General features: G+C 57.4%; 16 protein-coding genes. 3 read left to right on the top strand and 13 right to left on the bottom strand.

Annotated elements, in window-relative coordinates:
• Positions 1-135: 135 nt before the first annotated feature.
• From phoH to ACUTSW_RS01090, 7 genes are all read right to left on the bottom strand, one after another.
• A complete protein-coding gene (gene phoH / locus ACUTSW_RS01120; RefSeq protein ID WP_004945903.1) occupies positions 136-921 on the bottom strand; it encodes a phosphate starvation-inducible protein PhoH in 786 nt (261 codons plus the stop codon).
• Positions 922-1,639: 718 nt separating this feature from the next.
• Positions 1,640-3,787 (bottom strand): TonB-dependent receptor PqqU, encoded by a 2,148-nt coding sequence (gene pqqU / locus ACUTSW_RS01115; RefSeq protein ID WP_166728901.1) that lies wholly within the window; start codon positions 3,785-3,787, stop codon positions 1,640-1,642.
• Between the two features lie 213 nt (positions 3,788-4,000).
• A complete protein-coding gene (gene efeB, locus ACUTSW_RS01110) occupies positions 4,001-5,299 on the bottom strand; it encodes an iron uptake transporter deferrochelatase/peroxidase subunit (protein WP_445583469.1) in 1,299 nt (432 codons plus the stop codon).
• Positions 5,300-5,309: 10 nt separating this feature from the next.
• On the bottom strand, positions 5,310-6,440 hold the full coding sequence (efeO, locus tag ACUTSW_RS01105; RefSeq protein WP_062871164.1) for an iron uptake system protein EfeO: 1,131 nt from the start codon (positions 6,438-6,440) through the stop codon (positions 5,310-5,312).
• A gap of 19 nt (positions 6,441-6,459) precedes the next feature.
• The gene (gene efeU / locus ACUTSW_RS01100; protein WP_006321371.1) at positions 6,460-7,305 is read right to left on the bottom strand and encodes an iron uptake transporter permease EfeU; all 846 of its coding nucleotides are present in this window, start codon (positions 7,303-7,305) and stop codon (positions 6,460-6,462) included.
• A gap of 250 nt (positions 7,306-7,555) precedes the next feature.
• Positions 7,556-9,040: a sodium/proline symporter PutP gene (putP, locus tag ACUTSW_RS01095; RefSeq protein ID WP_445583468.1), complete on the bottom strand. Its 1,485-nt coding sequence runs from the start codon at positions 9,038-9,040 to the stop codon at positions 7,556-7,558.
• A 193-nt stretch (positions 9,041-9,233) separates the two neighbouring features.
• Positions 9,234-9,494 (bottom strand): hypothetical protein, encoded by a 261-nt coding sequence (locus ACUTSW_RS01090; protein ID WP_445583467.1) that lies wholly within the window; start codon positions 9,492-9,494, stop codon positions 9,234-9,236.
• Positions 9,495-9,596: 102 nt separating this feature from the next.
• On the opposite strand from ACUTSW_RS01090, the gene putA reads away from it, so the two are divergent.
• From putA to ACUTSW_RS01075, 3 genes are all read left to right on the top strand, one after another.
• The gene (putA, locus tag ACUTSW_RS01085) at positions 9,597-13,568 is read left to right on the top strand and encodes a trifunctional transcriptional regulator/proline dehydrogenase/L-glutamate gamma-semialdehyde dehydrogenase (protein ID WP_445583466.1); all 3,972 of its coding nucleotides are present in this window, start codon (positions 9,597-9,599) and stop codon (positions 13,566-13,568) included.
• 166 nt (positions 13,569-13,734) lie between these two features.
• On the top strand, positions 13,735-13,917 hold the full coding sequence (locus ACUTSW_RS01080; protein WP_445583465.1) for a type II toxin-antitoxin system HicA family toxin: 183 nt from the start codon (positions 13,735-13,737) through the stop codon (positions 13,915-13,917).
• Positions 13,918-13,946: 29 nt separating this feature from the next.
• On the top strand, positions 13,947-14,360 hold the full coding sequence (locus ACUTSW_RS01075; protein WP_445583464.1) for a type II toxin-antitoxin system HicB family antitoxin: 414 nt from the start codon (positions 13,947-13,949) through the stop codon (positions 14,358-14,360).
• Positions 14,361-14,392: 32 nt separating this feature from the next.
• On the opposite strand, the gene tcyN is transcribed toward ACUTSW_RS01075, so the two are convergent.
• The 6 genes from tcyN to ACUTSW_RS01045 all read right to left on the bottom strand — a co-directional run bounded on the left by tcyN (position 14,393) and on the right by ACUTSW_RS01045 (position 19,131).
• A complete protein-coding gene (gene tcyN / locus ACUTSW_RS01070; RefSeq protein ID WP_062871168.1) occupies positions 14,393-15,145 on the bottom strand; it encodes an L-cystine ABC transporter ATP-binding protein TcyN in 753 nt (250 codons plus the stop codon).
• Between the two features lie 3 nt (positions 15,146-15,148).
• Positions 15,149-15,811, bottom strand: a complete 663-nt coding sequence (tcyL, locus tag ACUTSW_RS01065) for a cystine ABC transporter permease (RefSeq protein WP_006321381.1) — start codon at positions 15,809-15,811, stop codon at positions 15,149-15,151.
• The gene (gene tcyJ / locus ACUTSW_RS01060; protein WP_006326095.1) at positions 15,811-16,611 is read right to left on the bottom strand and encodes a cystine ABC transporter substrate-binding protein; all 801 of its coding nucleotides are present in this window, start codon (positions 16,609-16,611) and stop codon (positions 15,811-15,813) included. The genes tcyL and tcyJ overlap by 1 nt, the downstream gene beginning before the upstream one ends.
• 113 nt (positions 16,612-16,724) lie before the next feature.
• Positions 16,725-17,717: a D-cysteine desulfhydrase gene (locus ACUTSW_RS01055; RefSeq protein WP_004945944.1), complete on the bottom strand. Its 993-nt coding sequence runs from the start codon at positions 17,715-17,717 to the stop codon at positions 16,725-16,727.
• 125 nt (positions 17,718-17,842) lie between these two features.
• On the bottom strand, positions 17,843-18,352 hold the full coding sequence (fliZ, locus tag ACUTSW_RS01050) for a flagella biosynthesis regulatory protein FliZ (protein ID WP_004945946.1): 510 nt from the start codon (positions 18,350-18,352) through the stop codon (positions 17,843-17,845).
• Between the two features lie 56 nt (positions 18,353-18,408).
• Positions 18,409-19,131 (bottom strand): RNA polymerase sigma factor FliA, encoded by a 723-nt coding sequence (locus ACUTSW_RS01045; protein ID WP_004945948.1) that lies wholly within the window; start codon positions 19,129-19,131, stop codon positions 18,409-18,411.
• Positions 19,132-19,139: the final 8 nt, after the last annotated feature.

Genomic DNA, 19,139 nt, shown 5'->3' with positions numbered 1-19,139 from the left:
CACCATTAATCATTAACGCTAATGCAACGGAAATCCATACAAAAACCTACAATAATTTACACAAAGAATAAACAGGCGTGGATTTCCGGCAGAAATGAAAAAGGCCGCCGAAGCGGCCTTGTCGTAGCAGGCAGGTTAACTGTAGGCGTTGAGCGTACGCTGGCACAGGGCGGAGCGGACGCAGTCTTGTTTATCAAAGCGGATGATGCCGATCATTTCATCCTCCTCGAAGCGCTCCATCGCATCGCTGAGGCCGGACTTCACGCCGCGCGGTAAATCGCACTGGGTTACGTCACCATTGACGATTACCGTTACGTTCTCACCCAAACGGGTCAGGAACATCTTCATCTGGCTGGCGGTGACGTTCTGGGCTTCATCCAGGATAACGACCGCATTTTCGAAGGTACGCCCGCGCATGTAGGCGAAAGGCGCGATCTCTACCTTGCCGATTTCCGGGCGCAGGCAGTATTGCATAAAGGACGATCCCAAGCGGCGCACCAGAATGTCATACACCGGGCGGAAATAAGGGGCGAATTTCTCAGAAATATCCCCGGGCAAGAAACCGAGGTCTTCATCCGCCTGTAAAACCGGACGCGTAACAATAATCCGATCCACTTCTTTATGTATAAGGGCTTCTGCCGCCTTCGCGGCGCTGATGAATGTTTTGCCGCAGCCGGCTTCGCCGGTGGCAAATATCAACTGCTTTTTATCTATGGCGATTAAGTAATGACCCTGAGCTTCGGTTCTAGCCTCGATGGGAGAGCTATCGCGCTTGTCTCGCGCCATGCCGATAGACTCAACTCCACCCATTTGTACCAGCGAGGTTACGGACTCTTCTTCCAGCTGGCGATGACTACGAGCGTCACGACGAATAACGCGTTTCGCTTCACGACGTGCTTTGATCACTGCTTTTTGTCTCATAGTGGCACCTTACAGTTTGTTTCACCTACCGCAGCAGCCTGGCCGCGCGATTATGTTTCACATACAGATGAGGTTTTGGCTTCCTTCAGAGCCAATAAAAGCCAATAGACGAAGTGAATACACGGGCGTTGTAGCGCACCGTTTTTTCACGGGAGAACGCGGTTGCGTAATTAATTGTGGAGTAAAAAGTGACAAGAATTTGTCATGCCGGGAATGCGGAGTTGCCAGGAAAAGAGAGTCGGAGAGAGAACCCTCGTTACAACGAGAAATCAGAGAAGGTGTATTGTTTTTTCTTTCCAGCCCAACCAAGGACTTTACCATTAGCGATCCCCGCAGTGTTATTTACAGCTTCCGCTGTGCACCTTGTGAAAACTACCGCCAGATGATTACAGTATAATGACATTCAAACCCATCGCGTTACTAAAATGTAAAAAAATTTAATCTTTTTTGTTTTCAGATAACGCCAGAACACTATATCACGCTGTTTACGCCATTCCAGAGAAATTTTATCACCCAGCCAGATCAAATAGTTATGATTAAAAGTGGCGGATGACATTTTGGTTTCCCGATTAAATTTCGCACAGGCAAAAACGCGATTTTATCCGCAATATCAGCGGCACGCCTTCCCCCTGGCGCCCTACTTCATTAATAAAAAAGGCGGGAAATCTCCCGCCCTGAAGTACCAGGTATACGCGCCTAAGGTGGGCCGAAAGTGCCTTTACTCGAAGGAGTAAGAGACGCTCACGCCGCCGCCCCAGTTCCTGCCCGGCGCCGGTTCGTAATAACGGCCGTTGCCTTCATTGACGATGACCGAGCCAACATATTGGCGGTCAAACAGGTTGTCCACGCGGCCGAAAACGTTAAGCATCCAGTTCCCTACCGGATAGCGGTAGCCGGTATTCAACCCCACGGTGGTATAGGACGGTGCCTGTTCGGTGTTTTCATCATTCACCTCGATGTCGCTCATGTAGCGCACCTCCGCGCCGGCATACCAGCCTTCCGGCGGGGCCCAGGCGAAGGAGGCGAACCCCATATTGCGTGCAATGCCCGGCATGCGGTTGCCGCTTGGCACCTTATTGGCCGCCGTACACTGGCTGTCGCCGCACACGTCATCCCGGTAGCGCGCATCCAGCAGCGTCCAGGCCAGTTGCAGCCGCCAATCGTAGGCAAACTGCTGGTCCAGCGCCAACTCCAGCCCGCGCCGACGGGTTTGCCCAGCGTTTTTGTAGCTGGTGCGCCCGTTGCTGCTCTCATCGACGACAATTTCATTCTTGGTGTCGGTCTGGAAAACGGCGGCGGTCAACAGACCGTTGCCGATACGCGTTTTGCTGCCAAACTCCACCGTATCGCTGGTTGCCGGTTTCAGCCCGAAATTGAGCCCGCTTTGGTCGCCGGGGCGATAGGACAACTCGTTGATGGTCGGGGTTTCGAAACCGCGACCGGCGGAAAGATACAGGTTCCAGCCGCGGCTGACGGCATAATTGAGGGAGCCGGCCGGCAACCACTGATGGTAGCTGGCGCTGCCGCTGTCATCGCCATTGCTGCCGGTGACGTAGTGATCGTTGGAATCAAAATTAACGGTGCTGTAACGCGCACCGGCATCCAGCGTCAGTTGCGGGGTCAGTTTCCATGAAGTTTGCAGATAAGGGTCCACATTCCACATCAGGTTGCGCTCGTTGCGGCGCAGCGCGCCCTGGGTGCCCAGCTCGGTCACGCCGTTGGACTGGGTAAAGTTTTCATACCCTTTGCGCTGTTCGGTCATGGTTTCATAGTCCAGACCGCCGGTCAGAGTGTAAGGCACCGCCACCAGTTCGCCACGGTGGGTCCAGCGCGTATCAATCCCCTGATAATGACGCGTCAGGTCAATCACCCCGCCCGGGTGCTGTGCGCTGCGCTGCTGTACCGCGACCGGGATCGACTGGTACTGAGTGGTTTCGCGTTCGCCGGCGTACATCATCACGCTCAGGTCATCATTGACGCCCATCTGGCGTTCATAGTGCAATCCGGCCTGGGTTTGCGAGGTGGTTTTACGCGTATTGTATTGATCGGCTCGCGGTGCCTGCCGTGGGTTGTCGTGCCATTCGGCAGACGTCAGGCCGCCGGGATCGTTGGCGTTGATATCCACGCTGTTGAACAGCAGCGTAAGCGTGCTGACATCGTCGATACGCACGCCCAGCTTGGCGTTGCCGAGGTTTTTTTGCGCACCGCTGTGGTCGCGGAATCCTTGAGTGGTAAACCGCGTGCCGGAAATGGTGTAGTTAACGTCGCCGGCATGGCTGCCATCCCCGGTTGCCCCGGAGGCTTTGATGCCATTGCGCCAGGTGCCGTAGCTGCCAAAATAGCTGCCCGCCTCAATGCGGTTGGGCTGTTGGCCGGTTTCGGTTTCCACATTCACCATGCCGCCGGAGGAGTTGCCGTAAAGCGCGGAAAACGGCCCACGCAGCACTTCCACCTTGTCGACCGAGTTCAGGTCGATATTCGAGGTTTGCCCCTGCCCATCCGGCATGGTGGCCGGAATGCCGTCCACATAAATCCGCACGCCGCGCACGCCATACATAGAACGTGCGCCAAACCCCCGCACCGATAACTGCAAATCTTGCGCATAGTTCTGGCGGTTTTGAATTTGCAGACCAGGCACGCTGCCCAGGCTTTCAGACAGGTTGATCTGAGGCTTGGCGTCACGGATTTGATCGCCATTCACCACGCTGACGGCGGCGGGCGTCGAGAGTTCGGAAAGGCCGCTGCGTTTGGCGGTCACCACCATGGTCTGTTCCCCCTCGCTGTCTTGCGCATAGCACAATGAAAGGGGCAGTAAGGCGGGAATGACGATGGCGGACGCCAGCGTGTTTTTACGGGTGTTTTTCATCAAGAGAATGCCGTTAAAGGGATCGGGAAATCTGAACCGTCTGGAACAAAATGGCTGGCATGTTAATACTTTTAACAAACAAATGAAAACAGTTAGCCATAATTAAAAACCCGGATTCCCGGTTGCGCAAGGCCACGGAATATTTAAATAAGATCGGTTCGGTGCGGAGGGCCGATGAAAAAAGGCGGGATGAACCCGCCAGATTGAATATGACTACGCTTTCAGCAAACCGCTGCCAAGGTAATCATTGCCGTCTTTCACCCCCGGCAGCGCAAAGAAGTACCCGCCGCCAATCGGCTTCACGTACTCTTCCAGCGCCTCGCCGTTCAGGCGTTTTTGCACCGTCAGGAAGCCTTTCTCCAGATCGGCCTGATAACAGACGAACAGCAGCCCCATTTCCAGCTGGCCGGAATTGGACACGCCGATCGAATAGCTGTAACCACGGCGCAGTAACAGATTGCTCTGGGTTTGCGGGGTGCGCGGGTTCGCCAGGCGGATATGCGCATCCATCGGGATGGTTTTACCCTCGGGATCCTTAGCGTAGTCCGGCTCGTCGTGCTCATGCTTCATGCCGAGCGGCGCGCCGCTGTGCTTTTCACGGCCGAAGATGGTTTGCTGCTCCTGCAACGGCGTGCGGTCCCAGAACTCGACGTGGAAACGGATAATCCGCAGCGCCTGATAGCTGCCGCCTACCGCCCAGGCAGGTTCCCCTGCGTTGTCCGCCACCCACACCACCTGATCCATCAACGGCTTGTCGCCGGTTTTCGGGTTGGCGGTGCCGTCTTTAAAGCCCAGCAGGTTGATCGGCGTTTCTTTGCCTTTGCTGCGCGCGGCGTGAGCGGAAATAAAGCCTTCCCGCTTCCAGCGCACACTGAGCAAGTCCGGGGAATGCTTGATGATATCGCGCAGCGCGTGGATAACCGTTTCATTGGTATTGGCGCAAATTTGCAACACCAGATCGCCATGACACAGGCTGGCGTCCAGCGAGTCGTTGGGGAAACGCGTCATCTTTTGCAGCCGCAGCGGTTTTTGCCCCTGCAGGCCAAAACGTTCGTCAAACAGCGAAGTCCCCACCGACACGGTGATGGTCAGGTTGTCCGGATAGATCTCCGGCCCCATGATGCCCGAGTCGAGCGGTGGCAGCTTGGGATCAACCTCAGGTGCCTTGCCGCCGCTGGTCAGAAACGCAATGCGGGCAGTCAGCAACCGGAACAAGCGCTCCAGATCCTGCTTGTTGCTTGCCAGCACGTCAAAGGCCACCAACATCATCGCGGCCTGCTGCGCGGTGAGGATCCCACCCTGATGCGCGCCATAGAACGGCTGTTTCTGCCAGCGCTCGTCCTGCGACGTCGCCAGCGGTTCGGCGCCCTTCTCTGCGGCCTGCGTCAAACGGCTGCCGCCCAGCGCCAGAACACCCAGCCCCAGCCCCTGCAGCAAACGACGGCGCGACGGTGACGCCGCGCCTGTTGATTGCGGATGCGGCCCGTTGCCCGGGCCGATCTTGTTGCTCATAGTGCTTGCCTCAATCCAGACCCAGTACGCCACGCAGTTGTGACAGGTCTTCCGCCAGGGTAGTGATCGGCCCTTTCATTGCGTTACGATCGGCGTCGGTCAGCTTCTCGTAAGACTCATAGCCGTCTTTGGTTTTGTATTTTGCCAAAATGCCATCAACGGTTTTGAAGTTGGCGTCAATCTTGTCCAGCAAGGGTTTGTTGGCCTTAACCAGCAGCGGGCGCAACAGGTTAACGATTTTCTGCGCACCGTCGACGTTGGCCTGGAAATCCCACAGGTCGGTACGGCTGTAACGGTCTTCTTCACCGCTGATCTTGCTCGCCGCCACTTCCTCGATCAAGCCGGCCGCGCCACCCACCACCTTGCTTGGCGGGAAGGTCAGATCGTTCACGCGCTTTTGCAGTTCAAGGGTATCGTTGTACAGGCGATCGGCGTATTTGCTCATGTCTTTGGTGGTGTTGTCGGCAAACAGCGCTTTCTCCAGACGGTGGAAACCGGTGAAGTTCGGATCTTCGGCTTTCTTCTCGTAGTCGTCTTCACGGGCGTCAATGCTGCCGTCCAGATCGGAGAACAGCTCGGCGATCGGCTCGATACGCTCATAGTGCTGGCGAGTTGGCGCATACAATTTGCGCGCTTGCGCGACATTGCCGGCTTTTATCGCGTCGGTGAACAGCTTGGTCTGCTTGACCAGCCCTTCCACTTCTTTAGTGACGTAAACCTTGTACTCGGCAATCGGCCCAACCAGATCCAGCGCGTTAGGTTTGCCGTCGGTAGCCGCACCCGCCGTAACGATCAGTTTGCCTTTCGGGTTGCTGAGCAGCCCGCAGGTCATATCGTATTCGCCCGCTTCCAGATTGGCGGTCATCTTCTGGGTGAAACCCGGCGCGATGTTTTCGCGCTCTTCCACCACCATCACCCCTTTCAGGATTTCCCATTCCACGTTTTTCTGGCTGGTGTTGTGCACCACAAACTGGGTTTTTCCGGCCGGCACGGTCAGTTGCATCGGCTCGCACTGCTTGTCGTTAACGGTAATCTTCACCTGCGGCACGTCCGCCGCCAGGGCATCGATGCTCAGCGCGAACGCCGGGATAGCCAGTAATGCTGCGTGCAACGCCTTGCGGCGGAATAACGGAGTAGACATACAAGATTCCCTATTAAAATTAATGATTGATTTTACGTTGCGCCGAAACCGCTGCCGGTTCCGCACGCTGCGGCAGGAAAAAGAAAATCAGCGCCGGGATCAGATACAGGAAATAGACCGCCACTTCGCTCACCGTCGGCGCTTCCTGGTAACCGAAGATACCTTCAAGCAGGGTGCCAAACAGCGAATGAGTGGACAGATGGTTGCTGAGATCAAACGCGATATCCTGGAAATGGTTCCACAGCCCGGCTTCGTGGAAAGCGCGGATCGCCCCGGCGGCCAGGCCGGCGGCAACGAACAGGATAAACAGGCTGGTCCATTTGAAGAATTTGGCCAGGTGCAGCTTCACGCCGCCCCAGTAGAGCGCCATGCCGAGCACGATGGCGGCGACCAGGCCGAGCACCGCGCCAATCGGCGCTTCGATGCCGACGTCCTGCTGGAAGGCCGCCAGCAGGAAAAATACCGACTCCAGCCCTTCGCGGGCCACGGCGAAGAATACCATCGCCACCAGCGCCCAGCCCTGGCCTTTGCCAGAATTGAGCGCGCTGTCGATGGCGCCTTCCAGATGCACCTTGACCGATTTGGAGACCTTACGCATCCAAAACACCATATAGGTGAGGATCAACACCGCAATCACCGCGACGATGCCTTCGAACAGTTCCTGCTGTTTCTGCGGGAATTCGCCGGTGGTTTCATTAATGAAGATGCCGAGCGCCAGGCACAGGGCAGCGGCGACAATCACCCCTATCCACACCACGCCTAGCCATTGACCGCGCTGGGTGCGTTTCAGGTAGCTGGCGATCAGGCTGACGATCAGCGCAGCCTCCAGCCCCTCACGGAACATGATAAGGAAGGGAACAAACATAAGTAATAACCCCTAAAAAGGCTTCTGCCGCGAAGCGTCCGCACGCCAGGAATGGCCGCAGCGCTAATGTAAAGAAAAGTAAAACACAACGATAGTGATTATCATTCTGCCAAAAAGAAATACAAGGGGAGCAAGGGTGATTTTTTCTAATCAAATGTCGCGAGGTGTTTCCGGCAGAGGACAGAAACGACGAAGTAAGAAATGACAAAGGGCGCATTAAGCGCCCTTTTTGACTCGCACTGCGAGAGGGTTAAACGGTTTTGAACTCAGCTTCCGCCTTGTCGAAACGTTCGGTCATGGTGGCCGAAGGCTGGCGACCCATCAGGCTCACCACCACAATGGCGATGCAGCCGAACAGGAAGCCCGGGATGATTTCATACAGATCCAGCCAGGCGAAGTGTTTCCAGACAATCACCGTCGCGGCACCCACCAGCATGCCGGCCAATGCGCCGTTGCGGGTCATGCGTGACCACATCACCGAGATCAACACTACCGGGCCAAAGGCGGCGCCGAAGCCGGCCCAGGCATAGCTTACCAGGCCCAGCACGCGGTTTTCCGGGTTGGAGGCCAACGCGATCGCCACCAGCGCCACAACCAGCACCATGATGCGACCGACCCATACCAACTCGCGTTGGCTGGCACCCTTACGCAAGAAAGCTTTGTACAGGTCTTCGGTAATCGCGCTTGAACACACCAGCAATTGGCAGCTCAGGGTACTCATCACCGCCGCCAGGATCGCCGACAGCAGAATGCCCGCCACCCATGGGTTGAACAAAATCATCGCCAGCTCGATAAACACGCGTTCGCCGTTTTGCGACACGTTGCCCGCCTGATCCGGGTTGTTGGCGAAGTAGGCAATACCGAAGAAACCGACGGCAATGGTGCCCGCCAGGCACAGGATCATCCAGGTCATACTGATGCGACGTGCGCTGCGGATGGTGCGGTGGGAATCCGCCGCCATGAAACGCGCCAGGATGTGCGGCTGGCCGAAGTAACCCAATCCCCAACCCAGCAGCGAAAGGATAGCCACAAAGTTCAGGCCTTTCAGCATGTCGATGTTGGCCGGGCTCTTCGCTTCAATCACCAGCATTGAAGTATCGATACCGCCTACCGCCAGGATCACGAATACCGGTGTCAGGATCAGCGCGAAAATCATCAGGCTGGCCTGCACGGTATCGGTCCAGCTCACCGCCAGGAATCCGCCGATAAAGGTATAAATGATCGTGGCTGCCGCACCGGCCCACAGCGCCGTGCCGTAACTCATGCCAAAGGTGCTTTCAAACAAGCGCGCGCCGGCCACGATGCCGGATGCACAGTAGATGGTGAAGAACACCAGGATAACAATGGCGGAGATCACCCGCAGCAACTTGCTCTTGTCTTCAAAGCGGCTGGTGAAATAATCCGGCAGCGTCAGGGCGTTATTGTTGGCTTCGGTATGCACACGCAGCCGCCCCGCCACCAGTTTCCAGTTGAGGTAAGCGCCGATCGTCAGGCCAATGGCAATCCAGCTTTCCGAGATGCCGGACAGGAAGATGGCGCCCGGCAGGCCCATCAGCAACCAGCCGCTCATATCCGATGCGCCGGCGGAGAGCGCGGTCACTACGCTGCCCAGGCTGCGGCCACCCAGAATATAGTCGTCGAAGTTATTGGTTGCCCGGTAGGCAAGTAAGCCGATTAACACCATCCCGAAGATATACACCAGGAAGGTCACCAGCATAGGTGTGCTCATTGTCATGAAATTCTCCACTCTCATTATTATTTCGCGCTGTATTGCGATATTTGCTACTTGCCGATCCGCCGGAACGAGGCGAAATGGCGAACAGGCTGCGAGTGAAAATAGTTTCCTCCCGCAATTGTCTGACCGCCGGCTATCCTAGATGACCTGTTCGTTATCCAACAAGACATTTAACAACAAAGTTACACAAAGTTTACCCTGCGTCACATTTAACCGTTTTTACGGTTGCACCATTCACCCCAAAACCGAGTTGCACCTCCAGCAACCCTGCGCTTACCCCTTGTATTACTGGGGGCAATGAACTCAAACAGCCAACTGCTGCCTCTTTGGCAGAGAACCCAGCAAGAATCGTGCCGGTTGCCGATGTTAAAAAATCGATGAAACTCACACTTCGTTCATCAGCCTGATTTAACACGGTTGCACAAAGTTGCAACATGCTGGATATTGTCTGCATTATTCACACCGCATAACGTACGAACCTATCCCAGCAGCCTATGTGGCCCGTAGTTTGTATAGCCTGATGGGATAGGTTCTTTAACACAGGAGTTGGATTGGCATGGGCACTACCACAATGGGCGTGAAGCTCGACGAAGCAACACGCGACCGGATTAAAGACGCGGCACAGCGTATCGACCGCACGCCGCACTGGCTCATCAAGCAGGCCATTTTCAATTACCTCGAGCGTCTCGAGAACGGTTCCGATATTCCTGAAATTCCAGCACTTGCCGCCGCGGCCCAGGCCGAAGCGGACGACATTATGCCGCAAGCGCTGGAAGAGTCCCACCAGCCATTCCTTGAATTTGCAGAACAAATTTTGCCGCAGTCGGTCAACCGGGCCGCCATTACCGCCGCTTATCGCCGCCCGGAGACCGAAGCGGTGCCGATGTTGCTCGAACAGGCGCGATTACCTGCCGATCTTGCCAAAGCTACCCATAAGATGGCTTACGACATCGCCGAGAAACTGCGTAACCAAAAGAGTGCAAACGGCCGCGCCGGCATGGTGCAAGGTCTGCTGCAAGAGTTCTCGCTTTCCTCGCAGGAAGGCGTGGCGCTGATGTGCCTGGCGGAAGCCCTGTTGCGCATTCCGGACAAGCCAACTCGCGATGCGCTGATCCGCGACAAAATCAGCAACGGCAACTGGCATTCCCACCTCGGCCGCAGCCCGTCGCTGTTCGTTAACGCCGCCACCTGGGGCCTGCTGTTCACCGGCAAGCTGGTATCGACCCATAACGAAGCCAATCTGTCCCTTTCGCTGAACCGCATCATCGGCAAAAGCGGCGAACCGCTGATCCGCAAAGGCGTGGATATGGCGATGCGCCTGATGGGCGAGCAGTTCGTGACCGGCGAAACCATCGCCGAAGCGCTGGCCAACGCACGCAAACTCGAAGACAAAGGCTTCCGCTACTCCTACGACATGTTGGGTGAAGCGGCGCTGACCGAAGCCGACGCGCAGGCCTATCTGGTGTCCTACCAGCAGGCTATCCACGCTATTGGCAAAGCCTCTAACGGCCGCGGTATCTATGAAGGCCCGGGCATTTCGATCAAACTCTCCGCCCTGCATCCGCGCTACAGCCGCGCGCAGTACGAGCGCGTAATGGAAGAGCTTTACCCGCGCCTGCTGTCGCTGACCCTGCAGGCCCGGCAGTATGACATCGGCATTAACATCGACGCCGAAGAAGCCGATCGTCTGGAGATCTCGCTCGATCTGCTGGAGAAGCTGTGCTTTGAACCGCAACTGGCCGGTTGGAATGGCATTGGCTTCGTGATCCAGGCGTATCAAAAACGCTGCCCGTTCGCCATCGACGCGGTTATCGACATGGCGCAACGCAGCCGTCGCCGCCTGATGATCCGCCTGGTGAAAGGCGCCTATTGGGACAGCGAGATCAAACGCGCCCAAATGGACGGACTGGAAGGCTATCCGGTATACACCCGCAAGGTCTACACCGACGTGTCTTACCTGGCCTGCGCCCGCAAACTGCTGGCGGTGCCAAACCTGATTTACCCGCAGTTCGCCACCCACAATGCCCACACATTGAGCGCGATTTATCATCTGGCGGGCAACAACTATTATCCGGGTCAGTATGAGTTCCAATGCCTGCACGGCATGGGCGAACCGCTGTATGAGCAAGTGGTGGGCAAAGTGGCCGACGGCAAACTGAACCGCCCTTGCCGCATCTATGCGCCGGTCGGCACCCATGAAACGCTGCTGGCGTATCTGGTGCGCCGCCTGCTGGAAAACGGCGCCAACACCTCGTTCGTTAACCGCATTGCCGACGCAACCCTGCCGCTCGACGAACTGGTCGCCGATCCGGTCACCGCAGTTGAGGCCCTGGCCGCAAACGAAGGCCAGATTGGCCTGCCACACCCGCGCATTCCGCTACCGCGTGAGCTGTATGGCGATAAGCGCACCAACTCCAGCGGCCTGGATCTGTCCAACGAACAACGTCTGGCCTCGCTGTCCAGCGCACTGTTGACCAGCGCCACCCAGCCATGGCGTGCAGAACCCATTATCGACGCCGAGCTGGATCAGGGCGTGGAACAGCCGGTGATTAACCCGGCCGAGCCGGGCGATGTGGTCGGTTACGTGCGTGAAGCCACCGAAGCGGAAGTCAGCCGGGCGCTCGACGCCGCCGCCGCCGCCGGCCCAATCTGGTTCGCTACCCCGCCTTCCGAACGCGCCGCCATTCTTGAGCGCGCCGCAGAACTGATGGAAGGCCAGTTGCAAAGCCTGCTGGGCATCCTGGTACGCGAAGCGGGTAAAACCTTTAACAACGCCATCGCCGAAGTGCGCGAAGCGGTCGATTTCCTGCATTACTACGCCGGCCAGGTGCGCGACGACTTCGCCAACGACAGCCATCGCCCGCTGGGCCCGGTGGTCTGTATCAGCCCGTGGAACTTCCCGCTGGCGATCTTCACCGGCCAGATTGCCGCGGCATTGGCGGCAGGCAACAGCGTGCTGGCCAAACCGGCCGAGCAAACTCCGCTGATTGCCGCACAGGCGGTGCGCATTCTGCTGGAAGCCGGTATTCCCCAAGGCGTGCTGCAACTGCTGCCGGGCCAGGGTGAGAGCGTCGGTTCGGTGCTGGTCAACGACGCCCGCGTGCGCGGCGTGATGTTTACCGGATCCACCGACGTCGCAGGCATCCTGCAACGCAGCATCGCCGGTCGCCTGGATCCGCAGGGCCGCCCAACGCCATTGATCGCCGAAACCGGTGGCCTGAACGCCATGATCGTCGACTCCTCCGCCCTGACCGAACAGGTGGTGACGGACGTGGTCGCCTCGGCCTTCGACAGTGCCGGCCAGCGCTGTTCCGCACTGCGTATCCTGTGCATTCAGGAAGACGTGGCGGAACATACGCTGCAAATGCTGCGCGGCGCGATGGCCGAATGCCGCATGGGTAACCCGGAACGCCTGTCTACCGACATCGGCCCGGTGATCGACGCCGAAGCCAAAACCGGCATCGAACGTCATATCCAGGCGATGCGCGCCAAGGGCCGCAAAGTCTATCAGGCGGCGAAAGGCAATGCGCAGGATGAGAACGAGTGGTCACGCGGCACCTTTATCAAGCCGACGCTGATCGAACTGGACAGCTTCGACGAGCTGCAAAAAGAGATCTTCGGCCCGGTGCTGCATGTGGTCCGCTTCCAGCGTACCAATCTGGAGTCGCTGGTCGATCAGATCAACGCCGCCGGCTATGGCCTGACGCTGGGCATTCACACCCGTATCGATGAAACCATCGCCCGCGTCACCGAACGCGCCAAAGTGGGCAACCTGTACGTTAACCGCAACATGGTTGGCGCGGTCGTCGGCGTGCAACCCTTCGGTGGCGAAGGCCTGTCCGGCACCGGCCCGAAAGCCGGTGGCCCGCTGTATCTCTATCGCCTGCTGGCCAACCGACCGGACGACGCCGTTCAGCGCACCCTGAACCGCCAGGACGACGAACGCCCGCTGGAAGCCACTGCTCGGCCGCTGCTGCTCAAAGCCCACCAGGCGCTCGAGCAGTGGGCGGTTGCCGAAAAACACAGCGATCTGGTGCAGTTGGCGCAACGTTACGCCGAACTGGGCCAGGGCGGCACCGTTCGACCGCTGCCGGGCCCGACCGGCGAACGCAACACCTACGCCCTGCTGCCGCGTGAGCGCGTGCTTTGCCTGGCGGACAACGAGGCCGATGCGCTGACTCAACTGGCTGCAGTGCTGGCAGTTGGCAGTAGCGTACTGTGGCCGGAAGCCGAATTGCAGCGCACGCTATACCGCCGCCTGCCGACGGCTGTTCAGGCACAAATCAGCTTCAGCAAGGACTGGCAGCAGGATAAGGTGGAGTTCGACGCCGCCATTTACCACGGCGACGCCGATCAACTGCGTACCCTGTGTGAACAGATCGCCCAACGCAGCGGCGCAATCGTCTCGGTACAGGGCTTTGCCCACGGTGAAACCAACATCCTGCTGGAACGCCTGCTGATCGAACGTTCGCTAAGCGTCAACACCGCCGCCGCCGGTGGTAACGCCAGCCTGATGACCATCGGTTAACCTTTAAAGAGGGATTGCAGCCCTTTGTAATCCACTCTGCTATCACCCTCGCAAACCCTGCACCCGTGCAGGGTTTTTTATTGTCTGCACAAAAGCGGAACGCTAGCCTAGTCATCTCGTCGCCATTTAGTGTGTATGGTGTGTACAATAAAGGGATGATAAGTGCGTGAAAAGTGCAGAACTGATCAGGCTGTTAGAACGGGAAGGTTGGGTTTTAGAGCGGATAAAGGGAAGCCACCCTCAGTTCAAACACCCGAGATCTCGTCTGGTGATCACCGTTCCACACCCGCGTAAAGATCTGAAACCGGGAACGCTGCGCCAAATCATGAAAGATGCCGGGCTGTGCTGACCCGGCACCATGAGTTAACAGGAGAAAACATGTTCTACCCTGCTTATGTACATTCAGACCACGATGGCAGCGCCAGCGGTTTCTTCCCCGATGTGCCGGGCTGTTATTTTGCCGGCGACACCCTCGATAAAGCCTTTGAAGATGCCAAAGGCGCGCTGGACGCGCATTTCGAACTCCTGAGCGAAGACAACCAGGCCATCCCGCGCCCACAGGCCGTTTCCTTCCATCTGGCACAGGAAAACGACGCCCTGAACGACGGACAGTGGCTGCTGGTCGATATCAATATGGATAAGTTCGATGGGCGGGCGGAACGTATAAATATCACCCTGCCGCACCGCTTGCTGAACCGCATCGATTCGCTGGTGCAGCAGCATCCTGGCTATGGGAGCCGCAGCGCCTTTTTGGCCGCAGCCGCCCGTAATGAATTATTGAAAGTCGATTAGTCGAGAGTCAGGGGGCAAAACGCCCCCCTTTCTCATTGATTCAGAAACTTGTCGAGGAATTGCTGGGTGCGCTGGTGTTGCGGGTTGGCGAACAGTTCTTTGGCCGGGCCCTGTTCAACGATACGCCCGTGGTCCATAAAAATGGCGCGGTCGGCAACGTCGCGGGCAAAGCTCATTTCATGCGTCACGATCACCATGGTGCGCTTCTCTTCTGCCAACGAGCGAATGGTGTTGAGCACCTCGCCCACCAGCTCGGGATCGAGCGCGGAAGTGGGTTCATCAAACAGGATCACTTCCGGCTGCATCGCCAGAGCGCGGGCAATGGCCACACGTTGCTGCTGGCCGCCGGAAAGCCGGCGCGGATAAGCGGACTCTTTGCCGCTCAGCCCGACTTTGGCCAGCAAAGCACGGGCGCGCTGTTCGGCGCTGGCTTTGCTTTCGCCCTTAACGATGACCGGGCCTTCAATAATGTTCTCCAGCACCGAACGGTGCGGGAACAAGTTGAAGTTTTGGAACACGAAGCCCACCTGCTGGCGCAATGCCCGCACCTGTTTTTTCTGTTTGCTCAGCGGCTTTGAACCGTCGATCTGAATATCGCCGACGCGAATGGTGCCGGAATCCGGAACCTCCAGCAGATTAATGCTGCGCAGCAAGGTGGTTTTCCCCGAGCCGCTCGGCCCGATAATCGCCACCACTTCACCGGCGTTAACCTCCAGATCGATCCCGTGCAGCACCGTTTGGCCGTTGAACTGCTTGACCAGTTTTTTTACTTCGATGGCACTCATGCGTTACTCCTGATCCTGGCGGTTAACGTGGGCTTCCAGACGATTTTGCAGTGCCGAAAGCAGGGTCGCCATCACCCAGTAAATCAACGATGCCGCCAGATACAGGGTAAACACTTCCAGCGTACGCGAGGTGATCAACTGCGCCTGACGGAACAGCTCAGGCACCTGAATGGTCGCCGCCAACGAGGTGTCTTTCACCAGGCCGATGAAACTGTTGCCCAGCGGCGGTAAGGCGGTGCGCGCCGCCTGCGGCAGGATCACCCGGCGCAAGGTTTGCCAGCGCGTCATGCCAATGCTGGCTGCGGCTTCCCACTGCCCTTTTTCAATCGACGAAATCGCCGCACGCAGCGTTTCCGAGGTATAGGCTGCGGTGTTAAGCGACAGGCCAATCAGCGCCGCCGGGAAGGGATCAAATTCGATGCCGAACTGCGGCAGGCCGTAATAAATCATGAACAACTGAGCGATTAATGGCGTGCCGCGAAACAGCGACACATAAATACGCGACAGCCACGACAGCGGCCATAATGGCGAAAGGCGCATCAGCGCCAACAGAAAACCAAGCAGTAAACCGAGCGCCATCCCCCCCAGACTAAGCTGGAGGGTAAGTATCGCGCCCTTCAATAAAAATGGCGCTGAATCCAGCGCCAGTTGAATACTTTCGTGCATTATTTAGTTACGTCCGCGCCAAACCATTTCTCGGAGATCTTCGCCAGCGTACCGTCTTTTTGCATCTCGGCAATCGCCTGGTCAATCGCTGCCAACAGTTCCGGGTTGTTTTTACGCACCGCGACGCCGGACTCCTGACGAGAGAACGCCGGGCCGGCAACCGCCAGCGTATCGCCGGTTTTCTTCACCAGATCCAACGCCGCCAAACGGTCAACCAGAATGGCGTTGATACGGCCAATGCGCAGATCCTGGTATTTGGTCGGGTCGTCATCATAGGTACGTACGTCAACGCCCTGCACGTTTTCACGCAGCCATTGCTCGTAGTTGGTACCCAGGCCAACGCCGACCTTTTTACCCTTCAGATCTTCCGGCTTGGCAATGGTGCCTTCGTTGCCCTTCTTCACCAACGCCTGAATACCGGACACGGTATAAGGCGTTGAGAAATCATATTTCTTCTTGCGCTCGTCGGAGATCGTCACCTGATTGATCACCACGTCGATGCGTTTCGACTCCAGCGATGCCAGCATACCGTCCCATTTGGTCGGGTTCAGCTTGGCCTTCACGCCGATGTGCTGTGCCAGCGCGTTGGCGAAATCCACTTCGAAACCGGTCAGGTTACCGTCTTCGCCCTGGAAGCTGAATGGCGGATAGGTGCCTTCCAGCCCGACAATCAGAGTGCCGCGCTGCTTGACCTGCTGGAGCAGATTGTCGGCGGCATAGGTTTGTGCGCTTAAACCGGCGGTCAGCGCAACGGTCATCACGCCCAACAGCAATTGACGACGAACTTTGGAAAAGATCATAAACACCCCATCTGTTGTTTATCTTTTTGATATCAGCACTTTACCAGTGCGATTGGCCGCACAAAGGAATATAACATTATAAATATAGTTCAAAATGGAATAACAAGCTGCCGTCACACCTGCGGATGGTAGGCAAACAGCGCCGGCGCACCGCCGGTGTGAATGAACAGTATCGGGCCATCGTCGCAAAAACGCTGCTGGGCAATGCCGTCGATCAGGCCGGCCATCGCTTTGCCGGTATAGACAGGATCCAGCAACACGCCTTCCTGCTGCGCCAGCAACTGCACCGCCGCGGTACCCTCTTCGTTGGGCATGCCATACTGCGGCGCAAAATACTCGTCCCACAGCTTGATCGGCGCCAGAGTGTCGATGCCTAACGAGCAGGCCAGCGCTTTTTGAATCAGCTCAACCTTGGGCAATTGGTCGATCACTTTACGCGAAACCGTAACGCCAATCAGTTCAGTCTCCGGCAGCAGTTGCTGAAGGCCGACCGCCAGCCCGGCATGCGTACCGGCACTGCCGGAAGCCACCAGCACCGAACTGAAAGCGACGCCGCTACGCCGGCTCTGCTCGGCGATTTCCAGCGCGCACTGCACGTAACCCAACGCGCCCAACGCATTGGAGCCGCCCACCGGCACCACATAAGGCCGGAAACCCTGCCCTTCGAGACGCGTCGCCAGATCGGCCAATTGCTGCTGCGGATCGTGCAACGCTTCGCACATCACCACTTCGGCGTTGAACAGCCCGAGCAGCAGACGGTTGCCGTTGGTGAGGTAGTTTTCCGCTTGGGTGTCGATCGGGTTTTCCAGCAACGCCACGCAGTGCAGGCCGAGTTTTGCCGCTACCGCCGCAGTTTGGCGTACGTGATTGGATTGGATGGCACCGGCGGTCACCAGCGTGTCCGCGCCCTGTCGCAGGGCCTCGGCAGCAAGATACTCCAGTTTTCTCAGTTTGTTGCCGCCCATCGCCATCGGCGTGACGTCGTCACGTTTGATGTAAATTTCACGGCCAAGGTAGTCTGAAAGGCGAGACAGTTTTTCGAGCGGTGTGGCAGAGCCGACTAAATCCAGGCGCGGGAATTGCGCCAATTGCTGTTGCAGATTCACAACGTCCCCCAGGGAACAGGTATCAACATCCAAAGTATAGATTTATCAGATGTGGGCCGAATAATCACTCTTTTTGATGAGACGCAAAGCGGTGAACCCCCGGCCGGCGCGCCGGGGAGACGGGATCAGTAACTCTTCTGCCAGGCGATATATTGGTCGTATTTACGCAAAGCAATGCGGTAATTATTGTGTGCGGCGCTGGGCAAGTCTTCGATAATGCGCTGATGGTTATTGCTGCTGGCGAACTTGTCCGCCGGATAGTTGCGCGCCACCAGCATTTCGTCCAGCCGACGCAGACGCACCACGTATTCGCGGATAGTGCTGTGGCTCATCTCGGTCTGCTCAAACAGATACTGTTTGAACGCCATGATATCGAAATAGCTCGGATGGCTGTTGCAGGAAATCTCACTGCAAAAACGGCATAGCGCGGTCAGCTCATTTTGCACATTCAGCCAGACGTTATCGTCAATCGGCTGGTCCATGCGCGCAATGGCATCTTTGTTAATGATCTTGCCTCGGAACACCAACGCCATGCGATCCAATAACTTACCGCACTGGGAGCAATGGGTTTGGCTGTGTTTGTAATCTTTCAAATAACGGCTCAGCGGCCGTTTTTTCAATAATATTCCTGGCATAAGGCAGTCCGGTTATCGCAACGGTAATCAGGTTGAAGGGTAAGCGTTGATTCGCCTCAATTTTCGGCCGCCAGACGGGCGCGCAGCCGCTTGATCGCCTGACTGTGCAGTTGGCTGACGCGCGATTCCCCCACGTCCAGCACGGCGCCGATCTCTTTCAGGTTCAACTCTTCCTGGTAATACAGCGTCAGCACCATTTTTTCGCGCTCCGGCAACGCGTCGATAGCGTCGATCACCCGCTGGCGGAGGTTGCCCTCCAGCAGATGATGCAGCGGGTTGGCCTCTTCGTGCCCTTCCAGCAGCGGCTCTGCGCTTTCGCCATGCTCTTCGCGCCATTCGTCGTAGGAGAAAAGCTGGCTGTTATTGGTGTCCAACAGTATTTGACGGTACTCATCCAGCGGGATATTCAGCGTCTGCGCGACCTCCACTTCACTGGCCGGGCGGCCGAGCCGCTGTTCCAGTTGCCGCATCACCTGTGCCACTTCACGCGCATGCCGACGCACGCTGCGCGGCACCCAGTCGCGGCTGCGCAGCTCATCGAGCATTGCGCCGCGAATGCGCTGCACCGCATACGTGGTAAAGGCGGTTCCCTGCAGGGCGTCATAACGCTCAACGGCGTTCAACAACCCGATTCCCCCGGCCTGCAGCAGATCGTCGAGCTCCACGCTGGCGGGCAGCCTGACTTGCAGGCGCAACGCCTCGTGGCGCACTAACGGAACATAGCGCAGCCAGAGAGAATTTTTGTCCATCACGCCTTCGGCGGTATACAGATCGCTCACTATGTCTA

This window comes from Serratia sp. TSA_198.1, assembly GCF_052686505.1.
The sequence above is the reverse complement of the archived record's forward strand: the minus strand, read 5'-3'. Positions and strand labels throughout refer to the sequence as shown.

Excerpts from the sequence above, each read along its gene's own strand:
- tcyN (WP_062871168.1), bottom strand. The coding sequence starts at position 15,145 with ATGAGTGCCATCGAAGTAAAAAAACTGGTCAAGCAGTTCAACGGCCAA.
- fliZ (WP_004945946.1), bottom strand. The coding sequence starts at position 18,352 with ATGCCAGGAATATTATTGAAAAAACGGCCGCTGAGCCGTTATTTGAAA.
- phoH (WP_004945903.1), bottom strand. The coding sequence starts at position 921 with ATGAGACAAAAAGCAGTGATCAAAGCACGTCGTGAAGCGAAACGCGTT.
- efeU (WP_006321371.1), bottom strand. The coding sequence starts at position 7,305 with ATGTTTGTTCCCTTCCTTATCATGTTCCGTGAGGGGCTGGAGGCTGCG.
- ACUTSW_RS01075 (WP_445583464.1), top strand. The coding sequence starts at position 13,947 with ATGTTCTACCCTGCTTATGTACATTCAGACCACGATGGCAGCGCCAGC.
- tcyL (WP_006321381.1), bottom strand. The coding sequence starts at position 15,811 with ATGCACGAAAGTATTCAACTGGCGCTGGATTCAGCGCCATTTTTATTG.
- efeO (WP_062871164.1), bottom strand. The coding sequence starts at position 6,440 with ATGTCTACTCCGTTATTCCGCCGCAAGGCGTTGCACGCAGCATTACTG.
- pqqU (WP_166728901.1), bottom strand. The coding sequence starts at position 3,787 with ATGAAAAACACCCGTAAAAACACGCTGGCGTCCGCCATCGTCATTCCC.
- tcyJ (WP_006326095.1), bottom strand. The coding sequence starts at position 16,611 with ATGATCTTTTCCAAAGTTCGTCGTCAATTGCTGTTGGGCGTGATGACC.
- ACUTSW_RS01090 (WP_445583467.1), bottom strand. The coding sequence starts at position 9,494 with ATGCAGACAATATCCAGCATGTTGCAACTTTGTGCAACCGTGTTAAAT.
- efeB (WP_445583469.1), bottom strand. The coding sequence starts at position 5,299 with ATGAGCAACAAGATCGGCCCGGGCAACGGGCCGCATCCGCAATCAACA.
- putP (WP_445583468.1), bottom strand. The coding sequence starts at position 9,040 with ATGACAATGAGCACACCTATGCTGGTGACCTTCCTGGTGTATATCTTC.
- putA (WP_445583466.1), top strand. The coding sequence starts at position 9,597 with ATGGGCACTACCACAATGGGCGTGAAGCTCGACGAAGCAACACGCGAC.